This window comes from Streptomyces sp. NPDC044044 (assembly GCF_056434405.1).
The window spans coordinates 770943-794081 of record NZ_JBWKFG010000004.1; the positions used below are offsets into that span (position 1 = coordinate 770943).

A 23139-nucleotide genomic window follows, 5' to 3' on the forward strand; every position below is an offset into this window, starting at 1 on the left:
GCAAGGCCACGGCGTGCCGTAGGGGTCACCGGTTGATCGACTGGACCTCTTCCACCACGACTGGCTGATCCGCGCCGAACTCGCCCTCGGGGAGGTCGCCGCCCTCGCCGTTGGTGCTGGTCCAGCTGATCTTCCAGGTGACGGTTGCCTGGAGGTTGTACGAGTCGTCACCGGAGGACCGCAGGTACTGCACGCCGCACGGCGGTTGCGTGTCCCCGGGGGTGCCCTTGGCGCGGGGCTCGCCGATCTTGCCGTCCTCGATGGGGCACTCTCCCGATGCGGGGTAGGTCTCGGCGTCCGCTGTCCCCGGCTTGATGGAGAGGGACATGGGCTCAGCGGTCGCAGTCGCGGAAAGCCCCGAGCCCGGGATGCTCGCGGTGACGGAGACCTTCTTGAACTTCGCCTTGTCCAACCAGACCCAGGTCGGGAGATTGACCTTCGTCGTTCCCTCGGGTGCCATCGTGATCTCGGTACTGGGGACGGGCAGTTCGTCGTAGGCGTACTCGGCGAGGATCTTGGGCGAGACCGCGAGCGGCTCCTTGGGCGTGTCGCCCGTGGGCACCCAGAAGGGCATCCTCTTGCAGGAGTTGGCCTCGGGGTCGTCCTTGCGCTTTTCGTTGATGGCCGCCGCCCAGAACTGTCCCTCACCCTGCTTGTCGAGGTTGTAGTTCTTGTAGGGGCGGCCTTCCTTGAAGTACATGTCGAACACGCCGCCCACGGCGTCGCCGATCCCGAATACCTTCATCCCCCGGATCGCTTTGACCGTGGCCTGGATCTGCTTCGGGGAGTAGGCGGGCTCGTACCAGCAGGCCGGCGGGTCCCAGTTGCTGTTGGCAGGTGTGAGTGTGCCCGTCTTGGCGGTTTCCTGAGCGCCGTTGACCGTCGTCTGAATCTTTGTCTCGACGCTGAGGTTCTGGTCCTGACGTCCGGCCTTGGCCTGTGGAGCGCCTACTTCCGCTCCGTCACCACCACCGGCATGGGCTGTACTCGGCACCATGGCGACGGCCAACGCGACAAGAGGAACGTACCGACGACTCAGCCTGCCCTGGTTCACGGCATGCACCGCTTCGCCTTCGTCGTGGTCAACACTGTTGCCGTCTGCCAGACGCCGTCCTCGTTCTCCTCCAGCCGGGTGTTGTAGAAGGAGTAATCCTGGTCGGACGCCGGGATCGACCTGTCGACCGCGCCGGTCTTGCGATCCTTGGGGTACGTCTTGGTGGCGTCCTTGCAGTACGTCACCACGGCTGCGCCATCCTTGAGGAACGTGACCTCGCGGTCGTAATACCGGGTGGTCCCGACGAAGGACTTGCCCTTCTTGTAGTAGCCCTGGGCGTAGTCCGCCGCCGACAGCAATGCGTCGCCGGTCGAATAGAACTTCAGCGCCGGGTGCTCCTTCGCGTCGACGGTGGCAGCCTCTGTCAGCGAAGTGATCCGCCGCTCGTTGTCCGCCAACACCGCATCCTTCTTCGCGTCCCCCGTCTTGCCATCCTCGAAGACGTTCTTCACGTCCTTCGGCAGCTTGATCTCCGGCCGATCGATCCCGTCGTCGGACGCCGTCGGAGACGGCGACTCTCTCTTCTCGCCACCGGACTCCGCACCCGCGATCTTGTCGTTCTCCTTGGAGTCGCCATCGCCCCCTCCGCAAGCAGAAAGCGAAAGAACTGCGGCAGCAGTAAGGGTGGCCGCTGCGAGCAGGGTGGGTCGGCGATTCACGGTCAGCTCCTGATGAGACGAGGGTTCCCTGGAGTGAACCAAGCTATCGATGAGGGAAGGGCGACGTCACGTCGAGGGTCACGACCGGCCGGACATAGAAGGGCATAGCGTCCACACCTCACTACCGTTGGCGCATATTGATCGCTCAGCGCATCCCGACCCTCACCAACAGGCATGGGCCATGACGCCTCTTCACCCTCTTCGCCCTTTGAATCCGCGAAGCCGCCGGACACTTGGCCGGCAGGTGCCCGCGCAGCCCCGGGCTCACCCCAGATGCGTATCCCCCAACGAAACCAACAACCGCCGCAACGCCCCATCCAGCGCCAGCCGTTCCTCGGCCGTCAAAGCGGACACCATCCGCTCCTCGTTCGCCACGTGATCCACCACCGCCCGGTCCACCAGCTCCAGACCCGCCTCCGTCAGGCGGACCTTGATCGCCCGGCGGTCCGCCGGGTCCGGGTGGCGTTCGATGAAGCCCTTGCGTTCCAGCTTGTCCAGGCGGTTGGTGATCGCGCCTGACGTCACCATCGCCGACTTCAGAAGGCCGCCCGCCGTCAGTTCGTGCGGGGCGCCCACCCTCCGCAGCGTCGCCAGCACGTCGAACTCCGCAAATTCCAGGCCGTGTTCGGCGAAGATCGGCTTCATTCCCTTGCTCAGCAGGTGGTCCGCCCGTTTGATGCGGCCCACCAGGGCCATCGCGTCCAGGCCCGCCGCGTCCATGTCCGGGCGCTCGCGGTGCCACTGGGCGCGCAGCTCGTCGATGGCGTCGGCGTCCGCAGCAGTCGCCGCCGTCGCAGCCGCCGTCGGCACCACCTCAGGGTCGGTCATTCCTACGCTCCTCTCTCAACAGCCCGCCCGGCCAGATATCTCAATGTTCAGATACTTGACGTTCGCGGACCCAGGGTCCATATTTATCTCAACGTTGAGAATAACAGCGTTCAGGGGAAACCGAGGGGGAGCAGCATCATGTCCATCACCAGCCCGCGCGTTCGCACCACACACCGGCCCAGCAGCCAGAGCCACCCCGGCCCCGCGCCGCGAAGCCGCGCCCTCGCCGCCGCAGGACTCGCCGCCATCGGGCCCGCCACCTGGGGCACCACTTACGTCACGACCACCGAACTGCTGCCCCCGGACCGCCCCCTCCTCGCCGCGGCCCTGCGCGCGCTGCCCGCCGGGCTCATCCTGCTCGCCCTCACCCGGCGGCTGCCCACCGGTGACTGGTGGTGGAAGGCGGGGGTTCTCGGGCTGCTCAACTTCGGGGCCTTCTTCCCCCTCCTCTTCTTCGGCGCCTACCACCTTCCCGGCGGCGTCGCCTCGACCGTCAGCGCCGTCATGCCGCTGCTCGTCGCCGGCTTCGGGGTCGGCGTGCTGAAGGTGCGGCCCACGCGCCGGACCTTGGCCGCCGGGCTCGTCGGGGTCGTCGGCGTCGCGCTTCTCGTGCTGCGCGGCAGCGCCTCCGTCGACCTCGCGGGGATCGTGGCCATGCTGACCGCCACCACCCTGATGGCCCTCGCCGTCGTACTCAGCAAGCGCTGGGGACGGCCCGAAGGTGTCTCCCTGCTCGCCCTGACCGGGTGGCAACTCACCGCCGGTGGCCTCGTGTTGGCGCCCATCGCCCTCGGCTTCGAAGGCCTCCCCGACCACTTCACCGGCGCCAACCTCGCCGGATACGCCTACCTCGGCATCATCGGCACCGCGATCGCCTACGCCCTCTGGTTCCGCGGCATCGAGCGGCTGCCCGCCTCGTCCGTGTCGTTCCTCGGGCTCACCAACCCCGTCGTCGCCACCCTCGCCGGACTGCTCCTCCTGGGGCAGACCCTCACCCTCTGGCAGGTGGGCGGGCTTGTCCTCGTCCTGGCGAGCGTCTTCGTCGGACAAGGCCGCCGCACCGCCCGCAAGCACCCGTAGATAAACCCATCAGCCCGTCAACCCATCAACCTGCGCCCCACACCCCACACCCCAAGGAGCAACCACCATGCGCATCACCGTCTTCGGAGCAGCCGGAAACGTCGGCAGCCGCGTCGTCACCGAAGCCCTCACCCGCGGCCACGAGGTCACCGCCGTCGTCCGCGACCCCGCACGCTTCGGCGAGCTTCACCCCGCCGCCACCCACCGCACCGGCGACGCCGGAGTCCCCGAGCACGTCGCCGAGTTGAGCGCCGGGCAGGACCTCGTGGTGAACGCCACCAGACCCGCCCCGGGCCGCGAGGCCGAACACGCCGCCATCAGCCGGGCGTTGCTCGCCGGACTCGCCCGCGTCGACGGCGTACGCCTGATGATCGTCGGTGGGGCCGGGAGCCTGACCGTGCCGGGCAAGGGAGGCGTCCTCGCCATCGATGATCCCGACTACGTGCCCACCGCCTGGCGGCACATCGCCCAGGCCTCCAACGACCAGTTCGACGCCGTCCGCGCCGCCGACACCGAGGTCGACTGGACGTATCTGAGCCCGTCCGCCCTGCTCGAACCGGGCGTGCGCACCGGCACCTACCGGCTCGGCGCCGACGAGCTGATCGTCGACGCCGAGGGCAGTTCCGCCATCTCCATGGAGGACCTGGCGGTGGCGCTCATGGACGAGGCCGAACGCCCCAAGCACCACCGCACCCGCTTCACCGCGGGGTACTGACCGCCCGCTCGAACTGCTGATTGGCGCCCGTGCCACAGGTCCACTGGACCAGGCGGGCGCCGTCGGCCGTGGAGTCGTCCGCGACGTCGAGGCACTTGCCGCTGTGCCGGGAGACGAGCCGGTAGGTGTCCTCTCCCGAACCGTCCCCGCGGTCCTCGAAGCGCCACTGCTGGTGCGCGCCGGAGCCGCATCGGTACTGGTTCACGAAGGCCCCGTCCCCGGTGGACTCGTCCGCCACGTCCAGGCACTTGCCGCTGTGCTGCGCGAGGACCCGTACGTATCCGTCGCCCGCGTCCTCCAGGCGCCACTGCTGGTTGAGACCGCCGTCGCAGGAGTACTGCGTGACGGCCGCGCCGTCCGTGGAGGAGTCGTCGGAGACGTCGAGACACTTGCCGCTGTGCTTGGCAGCGAGGCTGTAGTGGGGGCCGCCTCCCACCCCCTTGACGGTTCCGGCGGCGGTGTCGACGGAGAGCTGCGGGTACCACGGCAGGCTCATGGTGGTCCTGGTCGGGAAGGCCAGCGGCGCCCAGACGTACTGGGAGTCGTTGACCGTGCCGCCCATCGAGTTGCCCCAGCGGTCTCCCATGTAGAGGTAGGAGGTGCCCGAACTGCCCTGCACAGGAAGGACGTACGCGGTCTGGGAGCCGTACGCGGTCGCGTCGCCGACCTCCTTCATCTCCGACCAGGGACCGGTGATGCTGGTGGCGGTCGCGTACTGCTGCTGGTTGGGATACCAGCCGCTGGTGCCCGAGGTCAGCATGAAGTAGACGCCGTCGCGCTTGAACAGCGCCGGGGACTCGCGGTGGTGGGCCGGCCAGGGGTTGGCGACCTCCTTGTCGAAGGCCGTGTAGTCGGCCGTCAGCTTGTAGATGAAGAGGTCGGCGTTCTCGCTGCCGGACGAGATCTGGTACGCGGTGCCGTCGTCGTCCTTGAAGAGCGTCATGTCACGGGACGTGGTCCCGCTCGGCGGCCGGAAGCTGCCCTTCCAGCTGTAGTCGCCGTCGACCGTGTCGGAGACGGCGACGGCGGTGCGGGACTCGGTGTAGTCCTTGCCGTTCTCCTTGTGCATCCACATGACGAACTTGCGGGTCTCACTGTTGTAAATGACCTTGGGGCGCTCGATGTTGGCGACGGAGAGCTCCGGATCGCTCTCCTGCGTCAGGACGTTCTTCCTGAACTCCCACGTCTTCAGGTCGGAGGAGCGGTAGACCGAGACGGCCTTGAAGGTGTTGTCCGCGTGACGGTTCTCGCCGAACCAGTAGTAGAAGTCACCCACTTTGACGGCTCCGCCGCCGTGGGCGTGGACTCCGGCTCCCGTGGTGTCCGTGAACTGGGTCCCGTTGGTGACGGTGGCCGGTGCGGCATGCGCGGGGAGGCCGGCGGCAACCAGCCACAGCACGCTCAGGATGGCGGCCAGTAAAGGTCTGCGGGCGCGTCGGAACATCGAAGGTCCCTTCTTCGAAGGTGGGGGTGGACGCGGGTGGAGGTGCCCTCCGGGCCTCTCCGGCGTTTCTAATTGTTGTTTCGTGTTGATGTCTGTTGAGGGACCGTAGATGTGGCCGATGTTTACGTCAACACCGATCGCAAGATTGGGTAGTTGACTGATTCACACGTCCCCAGCAGCCAGGAACAACGACGGCACCGACCCCCAACGCAGAGGGCTGACCACCGGTCGTCCTGGTGGTCAGCCCTCTGCGAAACGCTCAGCCCGGGAGTCTCAGCCCCGGTGCGAACCGCCCCTCGAACCGCCTCGCGAACCGCCCCTCGAACCGCCTCGCGAACCGCCCCTCGAACCGCCCCGCGAAGGCGCCGCCGCCGAGCGCCGCGACTTCGCCCCGTTCGGCCACAGCCTCGGACTGCGCTTCGCCGCGAAGTCCTCGATCCAGCCCACGGCCATCACCATCAGGCCGATCAACGGCCAGACCAGGACCGTCATCCACAGCATGTACGTGGAGTCCAGCGCCGAGCTCCAGCGCTCGTCCTCCATGAACGGCAGGTCGTATGCCATGTCGATGATCGGCACCGTGGCCATGATCAGCAGGTTGTGCCAGAGATAGATCGTCACCGCCCGGTTGTTGGACAGGGTGATGAGCTTGTCCCAGCGCTTCAGGCGGCCCGGCAGCTCCTGCCACGACGGCGAGTACTGGAAGAGGATGACGACGAAGCCGAAGGACCACGCCGCCTGGGCGAGGGGAATGTCGTTCAGGTCCCAGCCGTCGGGGCCCAGATGGCCCGAGGCCCACCACAGGCCGAAGGCCATGATCAGCGCCGAGACCGACACCGCCAGGTAGCGCGGGACGCGGGCGAGGACGCCCTCCTGGTGGGCGATGCCGAGGACCCAGCAACTGCCGTACACCGCGAAGTCCGAGACCGCGTTGCCCGTCTCACCGGGGATCTTGACGATCTCCGTGGCGAGCACCGCCGTCAGGGCGAGCGGAGCGAACAGCGTCGCCCACGGCACCTTGCGGAACGCCCACAGCAGCAGCGGCGAGGCGATCACGAACCAGAGGTACGCGCGGATGTACCAGAGCGGGCCCGCGGCCTGGGCAGGCCAGGTGTCCTCCAGGAGGCCCGCCTTGTCCCCGATGTGCCAGGGGAAGGGCGGGGCGCCGATCGGGAAGACGTAGTTGACCATGCTGACCAGGCCCCACGTGTCGCCGTGGTCCGGGTCCTTGGTGACGTTCCAGCCGCCGTAGAAGAGGAGGAACAGCGCGACCGCGCTGAACGCCCACATGGGCGGGAGCAGTCGGCGTATTCGGCCCCTGATCACGCCCCACGCCGGGCGCTTCAGGGAGCGGGCCATCAGCGCGCCCGCCAGGGCGAACATCACGCCCATGGAGGGGAAGAGGATCGTCAGCCAGGCCCAGCCGAACAGGTGGTAGATGACAACGCGGACCAGGGCGAGCGACCGCAGCACGTCGAAGTAGCGGTCGCGGCCCGGCTTCTTGGGCGCGGCGGGGGCAGCGGGGGCGGGGACAGGCGCGGGGCCGATCGGGGTCACCGCGAGGCCGGGAGGCGGCGGCACCTGCGGCAGCTGCTGCGTGGGGTGCACGGGCTGCGTCGGGTGCGCAGGCTGCGTGGGATGCACGGGCTGCGTGGGATAGGTCATGCGACGGGCCTCCGGTCAGGGCTGCCCGTCCGCTGCTGCGGAATCGAGGGCGGCGATCCAAGGACCCCCGTGCGCCGGAGCTTCTGCCAGCGAAGGCGGCCTCCGGTCAGGGCGGTGATCCAGGACTGGAGCAGCACGACGTACATCAGCTGCCGGTAGAGAATCTGCTGGAGGGGCAGCGAGATCAGGTGGGTCATGCGCTCGCGGTCGAGCCGGAAGGCGTACGCCGCGCACACCGCCTGGACGGCGAGCACGCCGAGCCACGCGATGACCGTCTTCTGGGTGGGGCCGAAGACCAGGCCGTACAGCAGGAACACGTCGATCAGGGGCGCGAGCAGCGGCGCGAGGACCATGAAGAGCGACACCAGCGGCATGCCCACCCGGCCGAAGCGGCCCGAAGGGCCCGACTCGATCACCGAGCGGCGGTGCTTCCAGATCGCCTGCATCGTGCCGTACGACCAGCGGTAGCGCTGCGACCACAGCTGCTGCACCGTCTCCGGCGCCTCGGTCCACGCGCGCGCCTTCTCGGCGTACACGACCCGCCAGCCGTCCCGGTGCATCGCCATCGTGATGTCGGTGTCCTCGGCGAGCGTGTCGTCGCTCATGCCGCCGACCCGCTCAAGGGCCGAGCGCCGGAAGGCTCCCACGGCGCCGGGGATGGTCGGCATGCAGCCGAGCATGTCGTACATCCGGCGGTCGAGGTTGAAGCCCATCACGTACTCGATGTGCTGCCAGGCGCCGATCAGCGAGTCCCTGTTGCCGACCTTCGCGTTGCCCGCGACGGCGCCCACGCGCGGGTCGCCGAACGGCTGCACCAGCTCGCGCACGGTGGACCGCTCGAAGACCGTGTCGCCGTCCATCATCACGATGAGGTCGAAACGGGCGTTGGCTATACCGCGGTTGAGCGCGGCGGGCTTGCCCGCGTTCTGCTGGCGCACGACGCGTACGTTCGGCAGGCGAAGGCCCTCGACGATGAGCGCGGTGCCGTCCGTCGAGCCGTCGTCGATGACGATGATCTCGATGGGATGGTCGCTCGTCATGAGCGAACGGACCGTGGCCTCGATGCACTTGGCCTCGTTGTAGGCGGGCACGAGGACCGACACCGGTTCGGTGATGTCGGGGCCCCAGCGGAAGCCCTTCTTGCGCACCTTGCGCGCGTGCACCGCGGAGAGCAGCAGCATCAGGCCGAAGCGGAGCAGGACCAGGAAGCCGATCACGGCGAGGGCGACGACGAGTACGCCGGTGACGTTCTCCGATGCGCCGACCAGGAAGACCCAGGCCTTGCCCTTCCAGAGATCTATGCCGGTGACGGGGGCGTGCGCGCTGGGCGAGTCCAGGGCCTCGGTGAGGTTCGTGAAGCGGTAGCCCTTGTCCTGCAGATCGGGCAGGAAGGTGTCGAGCGCGGCGACGGTCTGCGAGCGGTCGCCTCCGGAGTCGTGCATCAGGACCACGGCGCCGTTGCCGTTCTTGGGCGTGGCGCGGCGGATGATCTCGGCGACGCCGGGGCGCTTCCAGTCCTCGCTGTCGGTGTTGTTGACGACCGTGAGGTACCCGCGGCTGCCGATGTACTTCGTGACCGGCCAGGACTTGTTGTCCATGGCGTCGGAGAACGACGAGTAGGGCGGGCGGAAGAGGGAGGTACGGATGCCCGCGGCGCCCGCGAGGGCGAGCTGGTTCTGCGAAAGCTCCCAGTCGATGCGGCTGGAGGACTGGTACGAGAGGTCGGGGTGGTTGAACGTGTGCAGGCCGACCTCGTGGCCCTCGTCCACCATGCGCTCGACCAGGTCGGGGTAGCGCGATGCCATCGTGCCGGTGACGAAGAAGACGCCGTGCGCGTGGTGCTTCTTCAGTACGTCGAGGACCTTGGGGGTCCACTCCGGGTCCGGTCCGTCGTCGAAGGTCAGCACGAGCCGGTGGCGGGGGACGCTCAGCGTCTCCTCGTGGCCGCCTCGGGTGTCGATGACCGGGCCGCCTTCGAGGACCTTCTCCGGGACCTGGCCGGTGCCCGCGGGCGGGCGCACGCGGTGGTCGGCGAGGATCTCGCTGTGGGTGTAGCCGCGCAGCATGAGCATCGCCATCAGGGCGACCAGGAGCAGCAGGGGCAGGAGATAGCGCAGGGGGACCCTGCGCCGCTTGGCGCCGCGGGCCGGCTGCGCGCGGCGTCGGCCGCCACCGCCCCGGGGCTGGGCGTGACTGTTCCTGGAGCCGGCTGACCGGCCCCTGTTGGTGCGGGAGTTCATCGCTGTGCGCCCTCCGAGGGCTGCTGGCCAGCGCTTTGCGGAGACAGGTTGCTGACCGCCTGGGCGCCATGCGGGGACTGTGTGTCGGCGGCGGGCTGCACCGCGGGGACTTCGCCGCCGCCTCCGGCCGCGCCGCCCGGGGTCTCGGTCGACGGGTCCGGGTCGGGCGTGGTGGGGTCGTCCGTCGGGTCCGGGTCCGGATCGGGCTTCGTGGGGTCGTCGGTCGGGTCCGGGTCGCCGCCGTCGTCCGTCGGGTCCGGGTCGGGGTTGCCGCCGCCGCCCGTGGGGTCGGGGTCGGTCGTCTGGCCGGGCTTGTCCTTGCCGTCGTCCGGGTCTGCCGGGTCGGCGGTGCCGTCGTCACCGGTCGCGGGAGCGGTGGTGCCGCTCTCCGACGCTCCGGGAGACGGTGTCGTGCCGGGCGAGGCCGAGGGGTCGAGGGAGTCGGCGGGACGGTCCGGTGTGTCCACCTTGCTCGCCGGCTTCTCGTCCTTGGGACCGATCGGCAGCCAGGGTGCGCTGGAGTTGCCCGAGAGCAGGGTGCCCACGATCATCACCGCGTACACGGCGCAGGCTATGCCGACGAGCACGCCTATCCGGCGGTATCTCCTGCTGCGGCGGCCCGTCTCGTCGACGAAAACCGGCCCGTCAGGCGCATCCTGGTCACTCTCGGCGGCAAGATCCGCCAGCTGTCGCCCCACCCCGTCGATCTGAACGGTGACCTCGTTCGGATCATGGGTGTGTTCCGGTAGGGCATCTTCTCGCCAATTGTCCATGCGTACGCACAACCCCCACATAACCTGAATCGGGCGCGCACGACTCCGGACAACTTGCCGTCGGACCGGGCCCCCACCCGATCCGAGCGCCCCCCTATCACACTGCGCCCGGACCATGAATGTAGCGCACGAGGGTGACAGTCGTACTAATCCTTCAGTCCAGGCTCATCATGATGAGTGCATCTGTGGCCGGAACCCACCCGCCTTCGGGCCTGCGCAGCCATCCCTCGGCGGCAGAGAGCTCGGCCGCCGCCGCACGCAGAGCGTCGACACCCGGGTGCACGAGCCCCTTTCTCCACACCAACGACACAGGCGACAGGGGCACGGGGTCGATCAAGGGCCGCAGGACCGACTCGGGCATGGCCGGAAAGTCCACCACGACGAGCACGGGGGTCCTGTTCTTGGCCATGATCCGCCCGAACTCCTCGACGCCCACCGCCAGGGGCGCGGGCGGCGCCACCGCGATCCCGCGTCCCTCGAAAAGGCGGTGCGCCAGGTCGGTCCACTCCAGCGTCCGGGGGTTTCCCGCCCCCGCGTACACGCTCTCCCCCGCGAGCGCGCCGAGCGGCACCGCGTCGAGCTCGGCCAAGGGGTGCCCCAGCGGCAGCAGCACCGCCATCGGCTCGTACCGCACGGGCTGCTGGGCGAGCCGCGACCGCAGCGCCGGTTCGAGCCCCGCGTACCGCCCGAAGGAGACGTCGAGCCGCCCCGCGAGGATCTCGGCCGCGGCCCGGGTGAGCCCGCTCTCGAAGCGGGCCATCAGCTCGCATTCCGGGGCGAGTTCGCGGGCCCGCTCCAGGATGCGCCCGCAGATGAGCCCCGGGCTGTTCAGGTCCACGAGCAGCGGGCGGGCCGCGCCGCCGGAGCCCCTGCCCCGCGTGAAGGCGGCCGTCAGGTCGTCCTGCGCCTCAAGGACCCGCCGCGCGTACGGCAGCAGCCGCTCGCCCTCGGCCGTCGGCGTGACCTGCCGGGTGGTCCGCACGAACAGCTCGGCCCCCAACTCCCTCTCCAGGCGCCGCACATCACGGCTGAGCGCCTGCTGGGCGACGTACAGCCTGGCGGCGGCCCGGGTGAAGTGCAGCTCTTCGGAGACGGCCACGAAGGCGCGCAGGAGGCGGGGGTCCAGGTCGCGCGTCGGTATGCGGGGCTCGGCGGTCATCCCGGGAACTTACAACGCAGGTGCGTGAGTCGGGCCCCAGAAGGTGTTGGACCCCGTGCCCACGCCCCGGTGAGGGTGATCCCATGCCGCCCGCCGAACCCCGTACGCCCCACCGCCGCAACCCCTACGCCCGCCTCTTCCGGATACCCGGAGCCACCGCCTTCACCATCGGCAACCTCATCGCCCGCCTCCCCATGGGCATGTTCAGCGTGAGCGCCGTCATCATGATCGCCGGGGCGCGCGGTTCGTACGCGCTCGCCGGCGCCGTCACCGCGACGGGCCTCGCCGCGACCGCCGTCGTGGCGCCCTGGACGGCCCGCCTCGTGGACCGGCACGGCCAGGCGCGGATCGCCGTCCCCGCCACCGCGATCGCCGCGCTCGGCTCGCTCTCGCTGCTCCTGTGCGTGCACCACGGAGCGCCCGACTGGACCCTGTTCGCCTCGTACGCCGCGACGGCCACGACCCCCAACACCGGCGGCATGTCCCGCGCCCGCTGGGCCCACCTCCTGAAGGGCGACGAACGGGCCGCGCACACCGCCAACTCCTTCGAGCAGGCGGCGGACGAGCTGTGCTTCATGCTCGGCCCCGTCCTCGCGGCGTTCCTGTGCGGGGCGCTCTTCCCGGAGGCGGGCACCCTCATCGGGGTCGTGCTGCTCCTGACCGGCGTCCTGGTCCTCGCCGCCCAGCGCTCGACGGAACCGCCGCCCCGGGGACGTACGACCACGAAGGAGAAATCACCCCTCCACGCGCGCGGGATGCCCGTGCTGCTCGCCGCCTTCCTCGCCACCGGCGCCGTGTTCGGCTCGATGGAGGTCGTGACGATCGCCTACGCGGACGCACAAGGGCACAAGGCGGCCGCGGGTGCGATCCTGGCGCTCCAGGCCGCGGGCTCCTGCGCGGCGGGCCTCCTCTACGGAACGGTCAGGCCGAGCGGGCCCCTTCACCGCCGCCACGTCCTGTGCGCCACCGCGATGGCGGCCCTGATGACGCTGCCGCTCCTGGCCGCCGCGCTCACCAGCTCGCTCCTGGTGCTCGCCGGGGCTCTCCTTGTCGCCGGCATGGCGACGGCCCCCACCATGGTCACCGGCATGACCCTGGTCCAACAGCGCACCCCCGAGGGCCGGTTGAACGAGGGCATGACCCTCGCCGTCACCGGTCTCCTCGGGGGCATCGCGTGCGGCGCCTCGGGCGGCGGCTGGGTGGTGGAGCACATCGGCGCCACCCAGGGCTACGCGGTCCCGGTCACCGCCGCGTGCTGCGCCCTGCTGCTCAGCATCGCGCAGGCTTGCGCCACGAGCACTCCAGGTCCCCGCCCGGCTCGGCCCCACGCTGCGAACGCGGCTTGACCAGGACGGCCTTGTCCTTGGTCGACTTGGCGAGCGTCACGACGATCGCGTCCTCCAGGGCCTTCACCGAAGAGGGCAGGTAGTTGTTCAGGATGATGCTGAACACCAGCTCACGCCCGCCCGCGTCCTTCACGTACCCCGAAAGAGCGGACGCCCCGGTCAACGACCCGGTCTTCGCCCGTACGTTGAGGGCCGCCGGAGTCCCGCACATCCGCGTGCGCAGTGTGCCGCCGACGAACTTGTCGGGGTCGCAGGCCACCGGAAGGGACTTGTACCAGTCGGCGTACCAGGGCTCGCCCTTCGCCGACAGCAGCAGCTTGATCAGCTGGTCGGCCGGGACGTTGTCCTTGCGCGAGAGTCCGGAGCCGTCGACCTGGCGCAGCTTGCCGGGATCGACACCGGCCGTCTTCAAGTAGGCGCTGACGGCCGCGAGACCGTCCGTCCAGTTGCCCGGCCGTCCCGTCGCCTTGTGGCCCATCGCCTTGGTGAGGTTCTCCGCGTGCATGTTGTTGGAGAGCTTCATGAAGGGGATCATCAGCTCCCTCAACGGCATGGAGTCGTGCGACGCGAGCTGCCGCGCGCCCTTGGGGGTGGCGAGCCCGGCCCTGGTCGGCCCGCTCACCTTCACGCCGTGCGCCTTCAGGGCGTCCCGGAAGATCGCGGCCGCGTACCCGGTCGGCTCCCAGACGGTGATCCACTCCTTGGTGGCGTCACCCCCGACGGGGACGGTGCCGGTGACGGTGATCGTGTTGGTGCCGTGCTCGCGCTCGATGGTGAGCGTGTCCTCGCCGCCCGCGGCGACGGTCTTCGCACTGATGTCGACGTCCACGTAGTCCGTCTTCGGGGACACCGTCACCTTCGGCCTGTCCCCGGCCTGCGCGCCGGGCGTGGCCTCGACGATGACCGTCCCGGTGTCGTAGTCGGTGTCCGGGGCGACGCTCAGCGCGGAGATCTGTGCGGCGTAGTACGCGAACTCGTCGTCCCCGGCCCAGGTGTCGCCGATGCGCTTGGCGTCGAACCGGGTGTCGTCCGCGACCAGCCGCCCCGAGACCCGCCGGACGCCCGAGTCGGCGATCTTCGCGGCGAGTTGGTCGTAGTCCTTGGCCAGCGTCGTCGGGTCGCCGGTGCCGCGCAGATAGAGATCACCGGAGAGCACGCGGCCGTGCTGCTTGCCGTCGGTGAGCACATCGGTGGTGAAGCGGTGGTCGGGGCCGAGCTGCTCCATGGCCGCCGTCGACGTGAGCAGCTTGGTGTTGGAGGCGGGCATCAGGCGCCCGCTGGGCAGGTGCTGGTAGAGCACGTCACCGGACGCGGCGTCGGCGACGACGACGCTCGCCGCGCCGCCCTCCATCCGGGGGTCGCCGAGGATGGTGTCGATGGCTTCGGGCAGGCCGCTGCGGTCGGAGTCGGCCCCGGCGGGCGATCCTGCGGAGAGGGTGGCCGCCGCGACACCGAGCACGGCGGGCCAGATCCAGTGGCGCATACGGGCGTTGACGCGTCTCACGGGTCTACTCATGACCCAGGAGCATCCCGGACTCCGGCGCCCCGCGACAGACCCCACTCCGGACACGCGCGTAATGCCGCCGGGTGGATGGCCCGCCGGGGGCGCCGCGGTCCGCCGTCAGTCCGGTGCGTCGGGCGTGCGGCGGCACCGGGGCAGCAGCGAGGCGAGGAGCAGGACGGCCGGGGCGGGGTCGGCGGGTGTCACGCCGTTCCGGCGGCAGACCAGGGCGTCGGGGTCACCTGAGGGCTGCTGGAGGCTGTAGCCGTCGGGGCAGTTGGGGCCCGCGTCGCCCGCCTCGCCCTTGGGCCCGCGCTCGCCGCGCTCACCACGCGGGCCCGCGGGGCCTTCAGGGCCCGATGCGCCGCCCGCGCCGTCGGACCCGTTGGAGCCGTCGGCACCGTCGGCGCCCGGGGGGCCGGCCGCCCCGGCGGGTCCTTCCGGGCCCTGTTGTCCGTCCGCACCGTCCGCACCGTCCGCGCCCGCGGCTCCGGGCTCCCCCGCGTCGCCGGGCGCTCCCGGTTTCCCGGGCTCCCCCGCGTCGCCGGAGTCCCCCTTCCGGCCGCCCGCCCCCGGCGTCCCCTTCTCGCCCGGCTTCCCGTCCTCGCCCCGCGACCCGGTGGCACCGGGCGAACCGGGCTCCCCCGAGGGCACCCGCACCCGGTTCAGCAGGTCGTCGACGGCGTCGGAGGGGTCGGGCGCGGCAGGGGTGTCGCCGTGGGAGCGGACCTGCGCGCGCAGGGTCCGTACGTCCCGGGCCAGCGTGGACACGGCCTCGCCCCGCCGGTCCGCCTCCGTGGCGAGCGTGTCGGCGCGGCGGTCGCCTGCGTCGATGCGGGCCCAGAGGAGCGCGGCCACTCCGCAGAGCGCGACCAGCACGCAGACGAGGAACACGCTGCGCCAACGGCGGGCCAGGAGACGCTCTAGCTTGATCACGGAGTGCCTCCGAGCCGTTGATTGTCGATGAGCAGCCGGGCGATCTCGCTCTGGTCATGGACGTGCAGAGCGTTCAACTCGGCGAGTTTCGTGTCGCGTTCGGCGACCTGGCGCTCCAGTCGGTCACGCTCGGTCTGGAGCTTCTCCGTGAGGCTGGAGTAGCCGGTAAGCGCGTTCTCACCGCGCTTGCCGAGATAAGCCGCCACTGCCGCACCAAGAACACCGAGGCTGGCGAGAAGAGAACCTAAGAGAGTGACGGTGGCATCCAAGCGACTGCCTCCTGCACTTGCGTACTCAGCCGGGCTGCTGTTCCGCCCGGCCGTTGGGAACCTGCACTCGGATGCAGTAACGAGTCACATGCCCAGAGGATGTGCCCGGACGCTTGGTGCCCCGCACACGGAAAAAGCCCCCTGGCCGATGGCCAGGAGGCTTTGACCTCACATGGGAATTGTGGAGATGGCGGGAATCGAACCCGCGTCCAACGGTGCAAAAGGAGGGCTTCTCCGAGCGCAGTTCGCTTCGATTTTCTCGGCCCCGGTGATCTCGCGAACAAGTCTCCGACGGGCCCAGTCACTGTTTGATTTCCCGTCGAACCCCGTGACCGGGCTCGACGGTTTAGTTCCCTAAATTATGCCAGGGTCCGGGTCGGGAACACCCCCGGGCTGACACCCATTAAGGGTCCTTCACTCACTGCTTATTAGGCAGCGAGGGCGAAGGACTGGGAATCGCTCTTGGAATTGGCGATTATTGGTTGCGACAGGTGGTTTACGAGATCATTGTCGCTTCCTCGGCTCGCTTCCCCTGCTTCGACATCCGCTGTCGAAACCGATCATCCCCATGTTGTTTTTTCAATCTGCGCCCCGGCTGTGCGGGGCAGTGCCCATCGTACGTGACCAACGCACGCCGGGGCCAGCCAATTCCCGCGCGGCCCGCCAAGGCCCACGGGGACCCGCGGGCTAGGCGCTGCGCTGGCGCCGCTTGGCGGCCTCGATCGCGCGGTTCGTCTCGCGCAGGTCCTGCTTCTCCTTGAGCGTCTGGCGCTTGTCGTACTCCTTCTTGCCCTTGGCCAGCGCGATCTCGACCTTGACCCGGCTGTCCTTGAAGTACAGGGCCAGGGGCACGATCGTGTGACCCGCCTCCTGCGACTTGGACTCCAGCTTGTCGATCTCCGCGCGGTGCATCAGGAGCTTGCGCTTGCGGGTGGCGGAGTGGTTGGTCCACGTGCCCTGCACGTACTCCGGGACGTGGATGTTGTGCAGCCACGCCTCGCCGTTGTCGATGTGCACGAAGCCGTCCACCAGGGAGGCCCTGCCCATCCGCAGCGACTTGACCTCGGTGCCCATCAGGACGAGGCCGCACTCGTACGTGTCGATGATGTGGTAGTCGTGCCGCGCCTTCTTGTTCTGCGCGACCATCTTGCGGGCGGGTGCCTTCTCAGCGGCCTTCGCGGCCTTGCGCTTTACCTTTTCCTTGGCCATAGTCAGGCCATTTTCGCACTACGAGGGGGGTCCGAGGCCAGTCAATACTGTCTCGGCCCGCGTCTCGGCGCCGTCCTCGACCTCCAGGTCCGGCGTGATGCCCCGGCCGTCGACCGCCTGGCCCGAAGGCGTGCGGTAGTGCCCGACCGTCAGCTCGGCCACCGAGCCGTCGGGCAGCCGGCTCGGCATCTGGACCGAGCCCTTGCCGAAGGTCTTCGAGCCCACCACGACCGCGCGGCCACGGTCCTGGAGGGCGCCCGTGAGCAGCTCGGCCGCGCTCATCGTGCCGCCGTCGACCAGCGCGACCACGGGTCTGGTGGTGTCGCCGCCGCGCTCGGCGTGCAGGGCCTTCTGCCGGCCGCGTACGTCGTACGTCGCCACGAGGCCGCCGTCCACGAGCCCCGAGGCGGCCGTGACCGCCTCCGACACCAGGCCCCCGGAGTTGCCGCGCAGGTCGAGCAGGATCCCGGCGCCCTCGGGGGCGTCACGCACCGCGGAGCGCACGCGCTCGCCCGTGCCCTTGGTGAAGGAATCGACCTTGATCATGACGGCGCCGCCCGCGAGCTGCGTGACCGTGACGGAGTCCGTGGACAGGCGGGCCCGGTGCAGTGTCTCGCTCCACGCGCGCGTGCCCCGCTCCAGGCCGAGCTCGACCGGGGTGCCCGCGCGGGCACCGCGCAGCAGGGACACGACCTCGGTGACGGGCAGACCCGCCACGCGCTTGCCGTCGACGCTCCTGAGCTGATCGCCCTCGCGGATGCCGGCCTGGTCCGCGGGGCCGCCGCGCTGGACCCGGGACACCTCGATGCGCCCGTCGGCCGCGCGCCTGGCCCAGAGGCCGACGCCGGTGTACGCGCCGTCGAGGGCCTGCTCGAACTCCTGGTACTCCCCGGGGGAGTACACCGAACCCCAGCGGTCGCCGCTGCGGCTCACGGCGTCCTCCGCGGCCTTCTTGCCGGACTTGCCGTCGGCCATCGCCTCGGCCGCGGCATCGGCGGCTTCGTCCGCGGCGTCACCGGACGCGGCGACGGAACGGGTGGAGGGAGCGGGCGACTTCCGGCCCGCTTCGGCCACCTCGCTCCAGGAGCCGGTGGCCGCGCCGGTGGCGAGCACACTCGCGAAGACCAATGTCAGGGTCGCCCCGCGGCGAATACGGCGGGGCCGGGAGAGCCGGTCGCAGAACCGGTCGGGGCCTGACATGCCGGTGAGTCTAGGACAACGAAGGGCGCCGTACGGTCGGTTGAACCGTACAGCGCCCTTCCTCACAGGCGGGTCTTGTCACACCTTGAGGTACTTGCGCAACGCGAAGAACGCCGCCAGCGCGGGCATCAGCAGGCTGATGGCGAGCACCAGCGGCAGCTTGGTCAGGACCGCGTCCCACCCGATGAAGTTGATCAGGCTCAGCTTCTCGGAGAGCGCGAGGCCGTGGTCGATCAGGAAGTAGCGGCCCACGAGAAGCATTCCGCAGGCGACACCGCCGCCGATGAGACCCGCGACGGCGGCCTCCATGATGAATGGCATCTGGATGTAGAAGCTGGACGCGCCGACGAGCCGCATGATCCCGGTTTCACGTCTCCGGCTGAACGCGGAGACACGCACCGTGTTGACGATCAGCATCAGCGCGACGACGAGCATCAGCGCCATCACCGCGAGCGCGGCCCAGTTCATGCCGTTGAGCAGCTCGAAGAGGTTCTCCAGAATGCCCTTCTGGTCCTGCACGGACTGCACGCCGTCACGCCCGGAGAAGGCGGTCGCGACCACCTGGTACTTCTCCGGGTCCTTCAGCTTGATGCGGTACGACTCCTGCATCTGGTCCGGCGTGAGGGAGCTGGACAGCGGGGAGTCGCCGAACTGCTCCTTGTAGTGCTTGTACGCCTCGTCGGACGATTCGTACTCGACCTTGTCCACGACGGGCATCTTCTCCAGGTCCGTCTTGACCTGGTCCTTCTGCTCGTTCGTGACCGCGCCCTTGGCGCACTTCGGGTCCTGCTCCGCATCGGCCTTGTTGCAGAGGAAGATCGAGACGTTGACCTTGTCGTACCAGAAGCCCTTCATCGTGCTCACCTGGTCGCGCATGAGCAACGAGCCGCCGAACAGGGCGAGCGAGAGGGCCACGGAGACGATGACCGCGAAGGTCATCGTGAGATTACGGCGGAGACCGACGCCGATCTCCGACAGGACGAACTGGGCGCGCATGGCTCCCTTTCAGTGGATCAGTGCAGTGGATCAGTACGGGTCGTCAGTGCTGGTAGCCGTAGACGCCGCGCGACTGGTCGCGGACGAGACGGCCCTTCTCCAGCTCGATGACCCGCTTGCGCATCTGGTCCACGATCTGCTGGTCGTGGGTCGCCATGACGACGGTCGTGCCGGTCCGGTTGATCCGGTCGAGCAGCTTCATGATGCCGACCGAGGTCTGCGGGTCGAGGTTGCCGGTCGGCTCGTCGGCGATCAGGAGCTTCGGGCGGTTGACGAACGCCCGCGCGATCGCCACACGCTGCTGCTCACCACCGGAGAGCTCGCCGGGCATCCGGTCCTCCTTGCCGCCGAGACCGACGAGGTCGAGGACCTGGGGCACGGACTTGCGGATCTCGCCGCGGGACTTGCCGATGACTTCCTGCGCGAAGGCGACGTTCTCGCCGACGGTCTTGTTCGGAAGGAGCCGGAAGTCCTGGAAGACGGTGCCCAACTGGCGTCGCATGTGCGGCACCTTGAAGTTGGAGAGGCGGGCGAGATCCTTGCCGAGGACGTGCACCTGGCCGTGGCTGGTGCGCTCCTCGCGGAGGACAAGACGCAGGAAGGTGGACTTTCCGGAGCCGGAGGAGCCCACCAGGAAGACGAACTCGCCCTTCTCGATCTCCAGAGAGACATCCCGGAGGGCGGGCCGGGTCTGCTTGGGGTAGGCCTTGGAGACGTTGTCGAATCGGATCACGGATGCACCACGGGTCGCCGGGGGTAGGTGAGCGTGACCATACGCGAAGCCGGTACGCGAGCGCAGTCAGCGTCCTGAGTTGCGCGAATTGTCGCGGATATACCACGGAACGTAACAGTCGGAAACCGACGAGGACGGGCGGGCCGCGCCGAAATTCGTGGAAGCTGGCACAGTGGTAGGGGGAACGGTTGCGTTCCCCCTAGCGTTGGGCAGGCTGTAACTGTGCGGGAGGAGAAGCGCATGACCCATGACAGGTTGGTGTGCGCGAACTGCGCGGGGCCCGTGAGTGAGGGCCGCTGCCCCGTGTGCCGGGCCAGCCGTGAGCGCTTGCAGCAGGAGGGACCGTTCGGCGGTCTCAGCCCCGCGGCCCTGATAGGGGTGCTCGTGGTGCTGATCGCGGCGGTGGCCCTGCTGGCGCACCAGACCGCTTAGCGCGCCCGAGGCGCGCGCCAGGACACCAGAAGGGCCCGGAGCTGGCTGCTCCGGGCCCTTCTGTCATGTCATGCGCCGCGTACGTCTCCGTGCCGCGCCGCCTGCCCTCGTGTCAGCGACCGCTGATCAGGCAGCTGCGCCGCGGTTGCCGACGAAGCGCGGCAGAATGCGGAAGCCGATGCCGCCTGCGATCATCGTCGCGGCGCCGATCAGCAGGAACGTGGTCTCGGCGGCGCCCGTCTCGGCGAGCTCGCCCTTGTCGGCCTTGTCACCCTGCTCGACCGGGGTGGAGCCGGTGTCGGTCAGGCTGTCCTTGCCCTTGCCCTGCTCGACGGGGTTGGAGCCGCCGTCGGGGTCGTTGTCGTTGCCGCCGGTGCCGTTGCCGTTACCGGGGTCGCTCGGGCCCTCGGTGGGCTCGCTCGGGTCCGTCGGGTCCGTGGTGGGCTCCGTCGGGTCCTCGGTGGGCTCCGTGGGCTCCTCGGTCGGCTCCGTCGGCTCCTCGGTGGGCTCCGTGGGCTCCTCGGTCGGCTCCGTCGGCTCCTCGGTGGGCTCCGTCGGAATCTCCGTGGGCTCCTCGGTGGGCTCCTCGGTCTCGTCGGCGCCGATGCCGACGTCGACACCGATGCCGTTCTCGTCGGCGCTGGCGCTGGCCTTCGCACCACCGAGGTCGACACCGACGTCGAGGGCCGAGGCGGCACCGGCGGCGGTCAGCGAAGCACCGGCGGCGATCACCGCTCCGGCCGCTATGCGTGCCACGCGGATCCGCGTCTTCTTGGTCATCTGGCTGCTACCCCCAGTAGCTGAATCGTCAGTGAGGCAGCGCCCGGGACTGCGTTTCGTCAGGAGCGCTGAATCCGCCCCCACAGATCACACGCGCCCCAGAGATACGCATGCCGCTCGCTAGCCTTTCCAGTTTCCCCAGACACGTCAAGGTCGTTGCGTGCGCGATGTCTGAAATAGCAGGAGTTGACCGGCCTACGGAGATGTGACTGTGACGTAAAAGGCAACTGCCGCCTCATGGGCGGCAGTTGCCTTGTCGATAAAGCGGCGCTTACTTCTCCTGCTGCTTGCGCCAGCGAATTCCCGCTTCGAGGAAACCGTCGATCTCGCCGTTGAACACGGACTCGGGGTTGCCCACTTCGAACTCCGTGCGCAGGTCCTTCACCATCTGGTAGGGGTGCAGGACGTACGAACGCATCTGGTTGCCCCAGGAGTTGCCGCCGTCACCCTTGAGGGCGTTCATCTTCGCCTGCTCCTCCTGGCGGCGGCGCTCGAGGAGCTTGGCCTGGAGGACGTTCATCGCGCTCGCCTTGTTCTGGATCTGCGAGCGCTCGTTCTGACAGGAGACGACGATGCCGGTGGGCAGGTGCGTCAAGCGGACCGCGGAGTCGGTCGTGTTCACGCCCTGGCCGCCGGGGCCCGACGAACGGTAGACGTCGATGCGCAGCTCGGACTCGTCGATCTCGATGTGGTCCGTCTGCTCGACGACCGGGAGGATCTCGACGCCCGCGAAGGAGGTCTGGCGGCGCCCCTGGTTGTCGAAGGGCGAGATGCGCACGAGGCGGTGGGTGCCCTGCTCGACCGAGAGCGTTCCGTAGGCGTACGGGACCTGGACGGCGAAGGTGGTCGACTTGATGCCGGCCTCTTCCGCGTACGACGTCTCGTAGAGCTCCGTCTTGTAGCCGTGGCGCTCGGCCCAGCGCAGGTACATGCGCTGCAGCTTCTCGGCGAAGTCGGAGGCGTCGACGCCGCCGGCCTCCGCGCGGATGGTGACGAGCGCCTCGCGGGCGTCGTACTCACCGGAGAGGAGGGTGCGGACCTCCATCTCGTCCAGCGCCTTCTTGACGGCCGTGAGCTCGGTCTCGGCCTCGGCGCGGGTGTCCGGGTCGTCCTCCTCCTCGGCCATCTCGAAGAGCACGCTGAGGTCGTCGATACGCCCGCGCAGGGCCTCGGCCTTCCTTACCTCCGCCTGGAGGTGGCTCAGCTTGCTGGTGATCTTCTGTGCCGCTTCCGGGTCGTCCCACAGGGACGGCGCGGCCGCCTGCTCCTCGAGCACGGCGATGTCTGCCCTCAGCTTGTCGAGGTCCAGGACGGCCTCGATCGACTCCATGGTCGAGGAGAGGGACTTGAGCTCTTCGGATACATCGACGACTGCCACGGGTCCAGCCTAACGGCTGAGGGCAAGCGGTCATCCATCCCGGTCACGGGCCCATGATCACCGCCGCGCCACCACGACCACGGATCGCGGCCACCGCCCCCGTCACCACGACCACGGACTCGTCGCCTCCGCCCGGTCGCCACGCCCACGGACTCGTCGCCTCCGCCCGGCCACCACGCCCACGGACTCGTCGCCTCCGCCCGGTCCCCACGACCACGGACTCGTCGCCTCCGCCCGGTCACCACAGCCACGGATCGCGGCCACCGTCCCCGTCACCACGGCCACGGATCGCGGCCACCGCCCAGTCACCACGACGCCCGGTCGCCACGCCCACGGACTCGTCGCCTCCGCCCGGTCACCACGCCCACGGACTCGTCGCCTCCGCCCGGTCGCCACGCCCACGGACTCGTCGCCTCCGCCCGGTCGCCACGCCCACGGACTCGTCGCCTCCGCCCGGTCGGCGCCGCCCCGCCTTGTTCCGCCCTGGCTCTGCGGGCCGGGCTTGGGACCCTTGCCGACTGGTCCCGGCGCTCCGCGCCGGATCTCTCCCACCCACCCACCCGATCACCCAGCACCAGCCAAAGACCGTAGGAGCAGGCCCGCCGATCGCCCAGCCGAGGCCCCTGCGCCACTGCCGCCCAGCCTGCCCTGCCCCCGGAACTCTCCCGCCCACCCACCCGATCACCCAGCACCGGCCAGAAACCGTAGGAGCAGGCCACCCGCCGATCGCCCGGCCGAAGCC

General features: G+C 69.5%; 21 protein-coding genes and 1 other RNA gene. 4 read left to right on the forward strand and 18 right to left on the reverse strand.

Going from position 1 to position 23139, the window contains the following annotated elements:
* Positions 1–25: 25 nt before the first annotated feature.
* The 3 genes from AC07AG_RS19145 to AC07AG_RS19155 form a co-directional block, all read right to left on the reverse strand.
* Positions 26–997, reverse strand: a complete 972-nt coding sequence (locus AC07AG_RS19145) for a hypothetical protein (RefSeq protein ID WP_478756215.1) — start codon at positions 995–997, stop codon at positions 26–28.
* A 53-nt stretch (positions 998–1050) separates the two neighbouring features.
* Positions 1051–1713: a hypothetical protein gene (locus AC07AG_RS19150; protein WP_478756216.1), complete on the reverse strand. Its 663-nt coding sequence runs from the start codon at positions 1711–1713 to the stop codon at positions 1051–1053.
* Positions 1714–1977: 264 nt separating this feature from the next.
* Positions 1978–2541, reverse strand: a complete 564-nt coding sequence (locus AC07AG_RS19155) for a MarR family winged helix-turn-helix transcriptional regulator (RefSeq protein ID WP_478756217.1) — start codon at positions 2539–2541, stop codon at positions 1978–1980.
* A gap of 138 nt (positions 2542–2679) precedes the next feature.
* On the opposite strand from AC07AG_RS19155, the gene AC07AG_RS19160 reads away from it, so the two are divergent.
* Both AC07AG_RS19160 and AC07AG_RS19165 read left to right on the forward strand, forming a co-directional pair.
* A complete protein-coding gene (locus AC07AG_RS19160) occupies positions 2680–3621 on the forward strand; it encodes an EamA family transporter (RefSeq protein WP_478756218.1) in 942 nt (313 codons plus the stop codon).
* 67 nt (positions 3622–3688) lie between these two features.
* Positions 3689–4336, forward strand: coding sequence for an NAD(P)-dependent oxidoreductase (locus AC07AG_RS19165; protein WP_478756219.1), 648 nt, complete (start codon positions 3689–3691; stop codon positions 4334–4336).
* Here AC07AG_RS19165 and AC07AG_RS19170 read toward each other — a convergent pair.
* The 5 genes from AC07AG_RS19170 to AC07AG_RS19190 form a co-directional block, all read right to left on the reverse strand.
* Positions 4320–5780, reverse strand: coding sequence for an RICIN domain-containing protein (locus tag AC07AG_RS19170; protein ID WP_478756220.1), 1461 nt, complete (start codon positions 5778–5780; stop codon positions 4320–4322). The two genes, AC07AG_RS19165 and AC07AG_RS19170, sit on opposite strands and share 17 nt — an antisense overlap.
* Before the next feature lie 273 nt (positions 5781–6053).
* Entirely contained in the window at positions 6054–7445 is a 1392-nt protein-coding gene (locus AC07AG_RS19175) for an acyltransferase family protein (RefSeq protein WP_478756221.1), read from the reverse strand.
* Entirely contained in the window at positions 7442–9685 is a 2244-nt protein-coding gene (locus AC07AG_RS19180; RefSeq protein ID WP_478756222.1) for a bifunctional polysaccharide deacetylase/glycosyltransferase family 2 protein, read from the reverse strand. The genes AC07AG_RS19175 and AC07AG_RS19180 overlap by 4 nt, the downstream gene beginning before the upstream one ends.
* Positions 9682–10383, reverse strand: coding sequence for a hypothetical protein (locus tag AC07AG_RS19185; RefSeq protein ID WP_478756223.1), 702 nt, complete (start codon positions 10381–10383; stop codon positions 9682–9684). The genes AC07AG_RS19180 and AC07AG_RS19185 overlap by 4 nt, the downstream gene beginning before the upstream one ends.
* A gap of 229 nt (positions 10384–10612) precedes the next feature.
* The gene (locus AC07AG_RS19190) at positions 10613–11617 is read right to left on the reverse strand and encodes a LysR family transcriptional regulator (RefSeq protein ID WP_478756224.1); all 1005 of its coding nucleotides are present in this window, start codon (positions 11615–11617) and stop codon (positions 10613–10615) included.
* A gap of 83 nt (positions 11618–11700) precedes the next feature.
* Between AC07AG_RS19190 and AC07AG_RS19195 the strand changes: the two genes are divergently transcribed.
* Positions 11701–12963, forward strand: coding sequence for an MFS transporter (locus AC07AG_RS19195; RefSeq protein ID WP_478756225.1), 1263 nt, complete (start codon positions 11701–11703; stop codon positions 12961–12963).
* Here the strand turns inward: AC07AG_RS19195 and dacB are convergent.
* The 8 genes from dacB to ftsE all read right to left on the reverse strand — a co-directional run bounded on the left by dacB (position 12887) and on the right by ftsE (position 19807).
* Positions 12887–14479 (reverse strand): D-alanyl-D-alanine carboxypeptidase/D-alanyl-D-alanine endopeptidase, encoded by a 1593-nt coding sequence (gene dacB, locus AC07AG_RS19200; RefSeq protein WP_478756226.1) that lies wholly within the window; start codon positions 14477–14479, stop codon positions 12887–12889. The two genes, AC07AG_RS19195 and dacB, sit on opposite strands and share 77 nt — an antisense overlap.
* A 105-nt stretch (positions 14480–14584) precedes the next feature.
* The gene (locus AC07AG_RS19205; protein ID WP_478756227.1) at positions 14585–15400 is read right to left on the reverse strand and encodes a collagen-like domain-containing protein; all 816 of its coding nucleotides are present in this window, start codon (positions 15398–15400) and stop codon (positions 14585–14587) included.
* The gene (locus tag AC07AG_RS19210) at positions 15397–15669 is read right to left on the reverse strand and encodes a hypothetical protein (RefSeq protein ID WP_478756228.1); all 273 of its coding nucleotides are present in this window, start codon (positions 15667–15669) and stop codon (positions 15397–15399) included. The genes AC07AG_RS19205 and AC07AG_RS19210 overlap by 4 nt, the downstream gene beginning before the upstream one ends.
* 179 nt (positions 15670–15848) lie before the next feature.
* Positions 15849–16237, reverse strand: a transfer-messenger RNA (tmRNA) gene (gene ssrA / locus AC07AG_RS19215).
* A gap of 119 nt (positions 16238–16356) precedes the next feature.
* Positions 16357–16878, reverse strand: coding sequence for an SsrA-binding protein SmpB (gene smpB / locus AC07AG_RS19220; RefSeq protein WP_478756229.1), 522 nt, complete (start codon positions 16876–16878; stop codon positions 16357–16359).
* Between the two features lie 18 nt (positions 16879–16896).
* On the reverse strand, positions 16897–18078 hold the full coding sequence (locus AC07AG_RS19225; protein WP_478756230.1) for a S41 family peptidase: 1182 nt from the start codon (positions 18076–18078) through the stop codon (positions 16897–16899).
* 78 nt (positions 18079–18156) lie between these two features.
* Positions 18157–19074: a permease-like cell division protein FtsX gene (gene ftsX, locus AC07AG_RS19230; protein ID WP_249589606.1), complete on the reverse strand. Its 918-nt coding sequence runs from the start codon at positions 19072–19074 to the stop codon at positions 18157–18159.
* A 43-nt stretch (positions 19075–19117) separates the two neighbouring features.
* A complete protein-coding gene (gene ftsE / locus AC07AG_RS19235) occupies positions 19118–19807 on the reverse strand; it encodes a cell division ATP-binding protein FtsE (RefSeq protein ID WP_030788113.1) in 690 nt (229 codons plus the stop codon).
* A gap of 240 nt (positions 19808–20047) precedes the next feature.
* Here ftsE and AC07AG_RS19240 point away from each other — a divergent pair, with 240 nt between their 5' ends.
* A complete protein-coding gene (locus tag AC07AG_RS19240; RefSeq protein WP_160505338.1) occupies positions 20048–20239 on the forward strand; it encodes a hypothetical protein in 192 nt (63 codons plus the stop codon).
* A 126-nt stretch (positions 20240–20365) separates the two neighbouring features.
* Here the strand turns inward: AC07AG_RS19240 and AC07AG_RS19245 are convergent, their stop codons facing one another.
* Both AC07AG_RS19245 and prfB read right to left on the reverse strand, forming a co-directional pair.
* Complete coding sequence (locus tag AC07AG_RS19245; RefSeq protein ID WP_478756231.1) at positions 20366–21019, reverse strand: hypothetical protein; 654 nt, start codon at positions 21017–21019, stop codon at positions 20366–20368.
* A 271-nt stretch (positions 21020–21290) separates the two neighbouring features.
* A complete protein-coding gene (gene prfB, locus AC07AG_RS19250) occupies positions 21291–22397 on the reverse strand; it encodes a peptide chain release factor 2 (RefSeq protein ID WP_249589604.1) in 1107 nt (368 codons plus the stop codon).
* Positions 22398–23139 lie beyond the last annotated feature (742 nt).

Coding starts and splice junctions, on each gene's coding strand:
- AC07AG_RS19225 (WP_478756230.1), bottom strand. CDS start 18,078: ATGTCAGGCCCCGACCGGTTCTGCGACCGGCTCTCCCGGCCCCGCCGT.
- AC07AG_RS19190 (WP_478756224.1), bottom strand. CDS start 11,617: ATGACCGCCGAGCCCCGCATACCGACGCGCGACCTGGACCCCCGCCTC.
- AC07AG_RS19195 (WP_478756225.1), top strand. CDS start 11,701: ATGCCGCCCGCCGAACCCCGTACGCCCCACCGCCGCAACCCCTACGCC.
- ftsX (WP_249589606.1), bottom strand. CDS start 19,074: ATGCGCGCCCAGTTCGTCCTGTCGGAGATCGGCGTCGGTCTCCGCCGT.
- smpB (WP_478756229.1), bottom strand. CDS start 16,878: ATGGCCAAGGAAAAGGTAAAGCGCAAGGCCGCGAAGGCCGCTGAGAAG.
- AC07AG_RS19160 (WP_478756218.1), top strand. CDS start 2,680: ATGTCCATCACCAGCCCGCGCGTTCGCACCACACACCGGCCCAGCAGC.
- dacB (WP_478756226.1), bottom strand. CDS start 14,479: ATGAGTAGACCCGTGAGACGCGTCAACGCCCGTATGCGCCACTGGATC.
- AC07AG_RS19155 (WP_478756217.1), bottom strand. CDS start 2,541: ATGACCGACCCTGAGGTGGTGCCGACGGCGGCTGCGACGGCGGCGACT.
- AC07AG_RS19240 (WP_160505338.1), top strand. CDS start 20,048: ATGACCCATGACAGGTTGGTGTGCGCGAACTGCGCGGGGCCCGTGAGT.
- AC07AG_RS19180 (WP_478756222.1), bottom strand. CDS start 9,685: ATGAACTCCCGCACCAACAGGGGCCGGTCAGCCGGCTCCAGGAACAGT.
- AC07AG_RS19175 (WP_478756221.1), bottom strand. CDS start 7,445: ATGACCTATCCCACGCAGCCCGTGCATCCCACGCAGCCTGCGCACCCG.
- AC07AG_RS19145 (WP_478756215.1), bottom strand. CDS start 997: ATGGTGCCGAGTACAGCCCATGCCGGTGGTGGTGACGGAGCGGAAGTA.
- AC07AG_RS19165 (WP_478756219.1), top strand. CDS start 3,689: ATGCGCATCACCGTCTTCGGAGCAGCCGGAAACGTCGGCAGCCGCGTC.
- AC07AG_RS19245 (WP_478756231.1), bottom strand. CDS start 21,019: ATGACCAAGAAGACGCGGATCCGCGTGGCACGCATAGCGGCCGGAGCG.
- AC07AG_RS19170 (WP_478756220.1), bottom strand. CDS start 5,780: ATGTTCCGACGCGCCCGCAGACCTTTACTGGCCGCCATCCTGAGCGTG.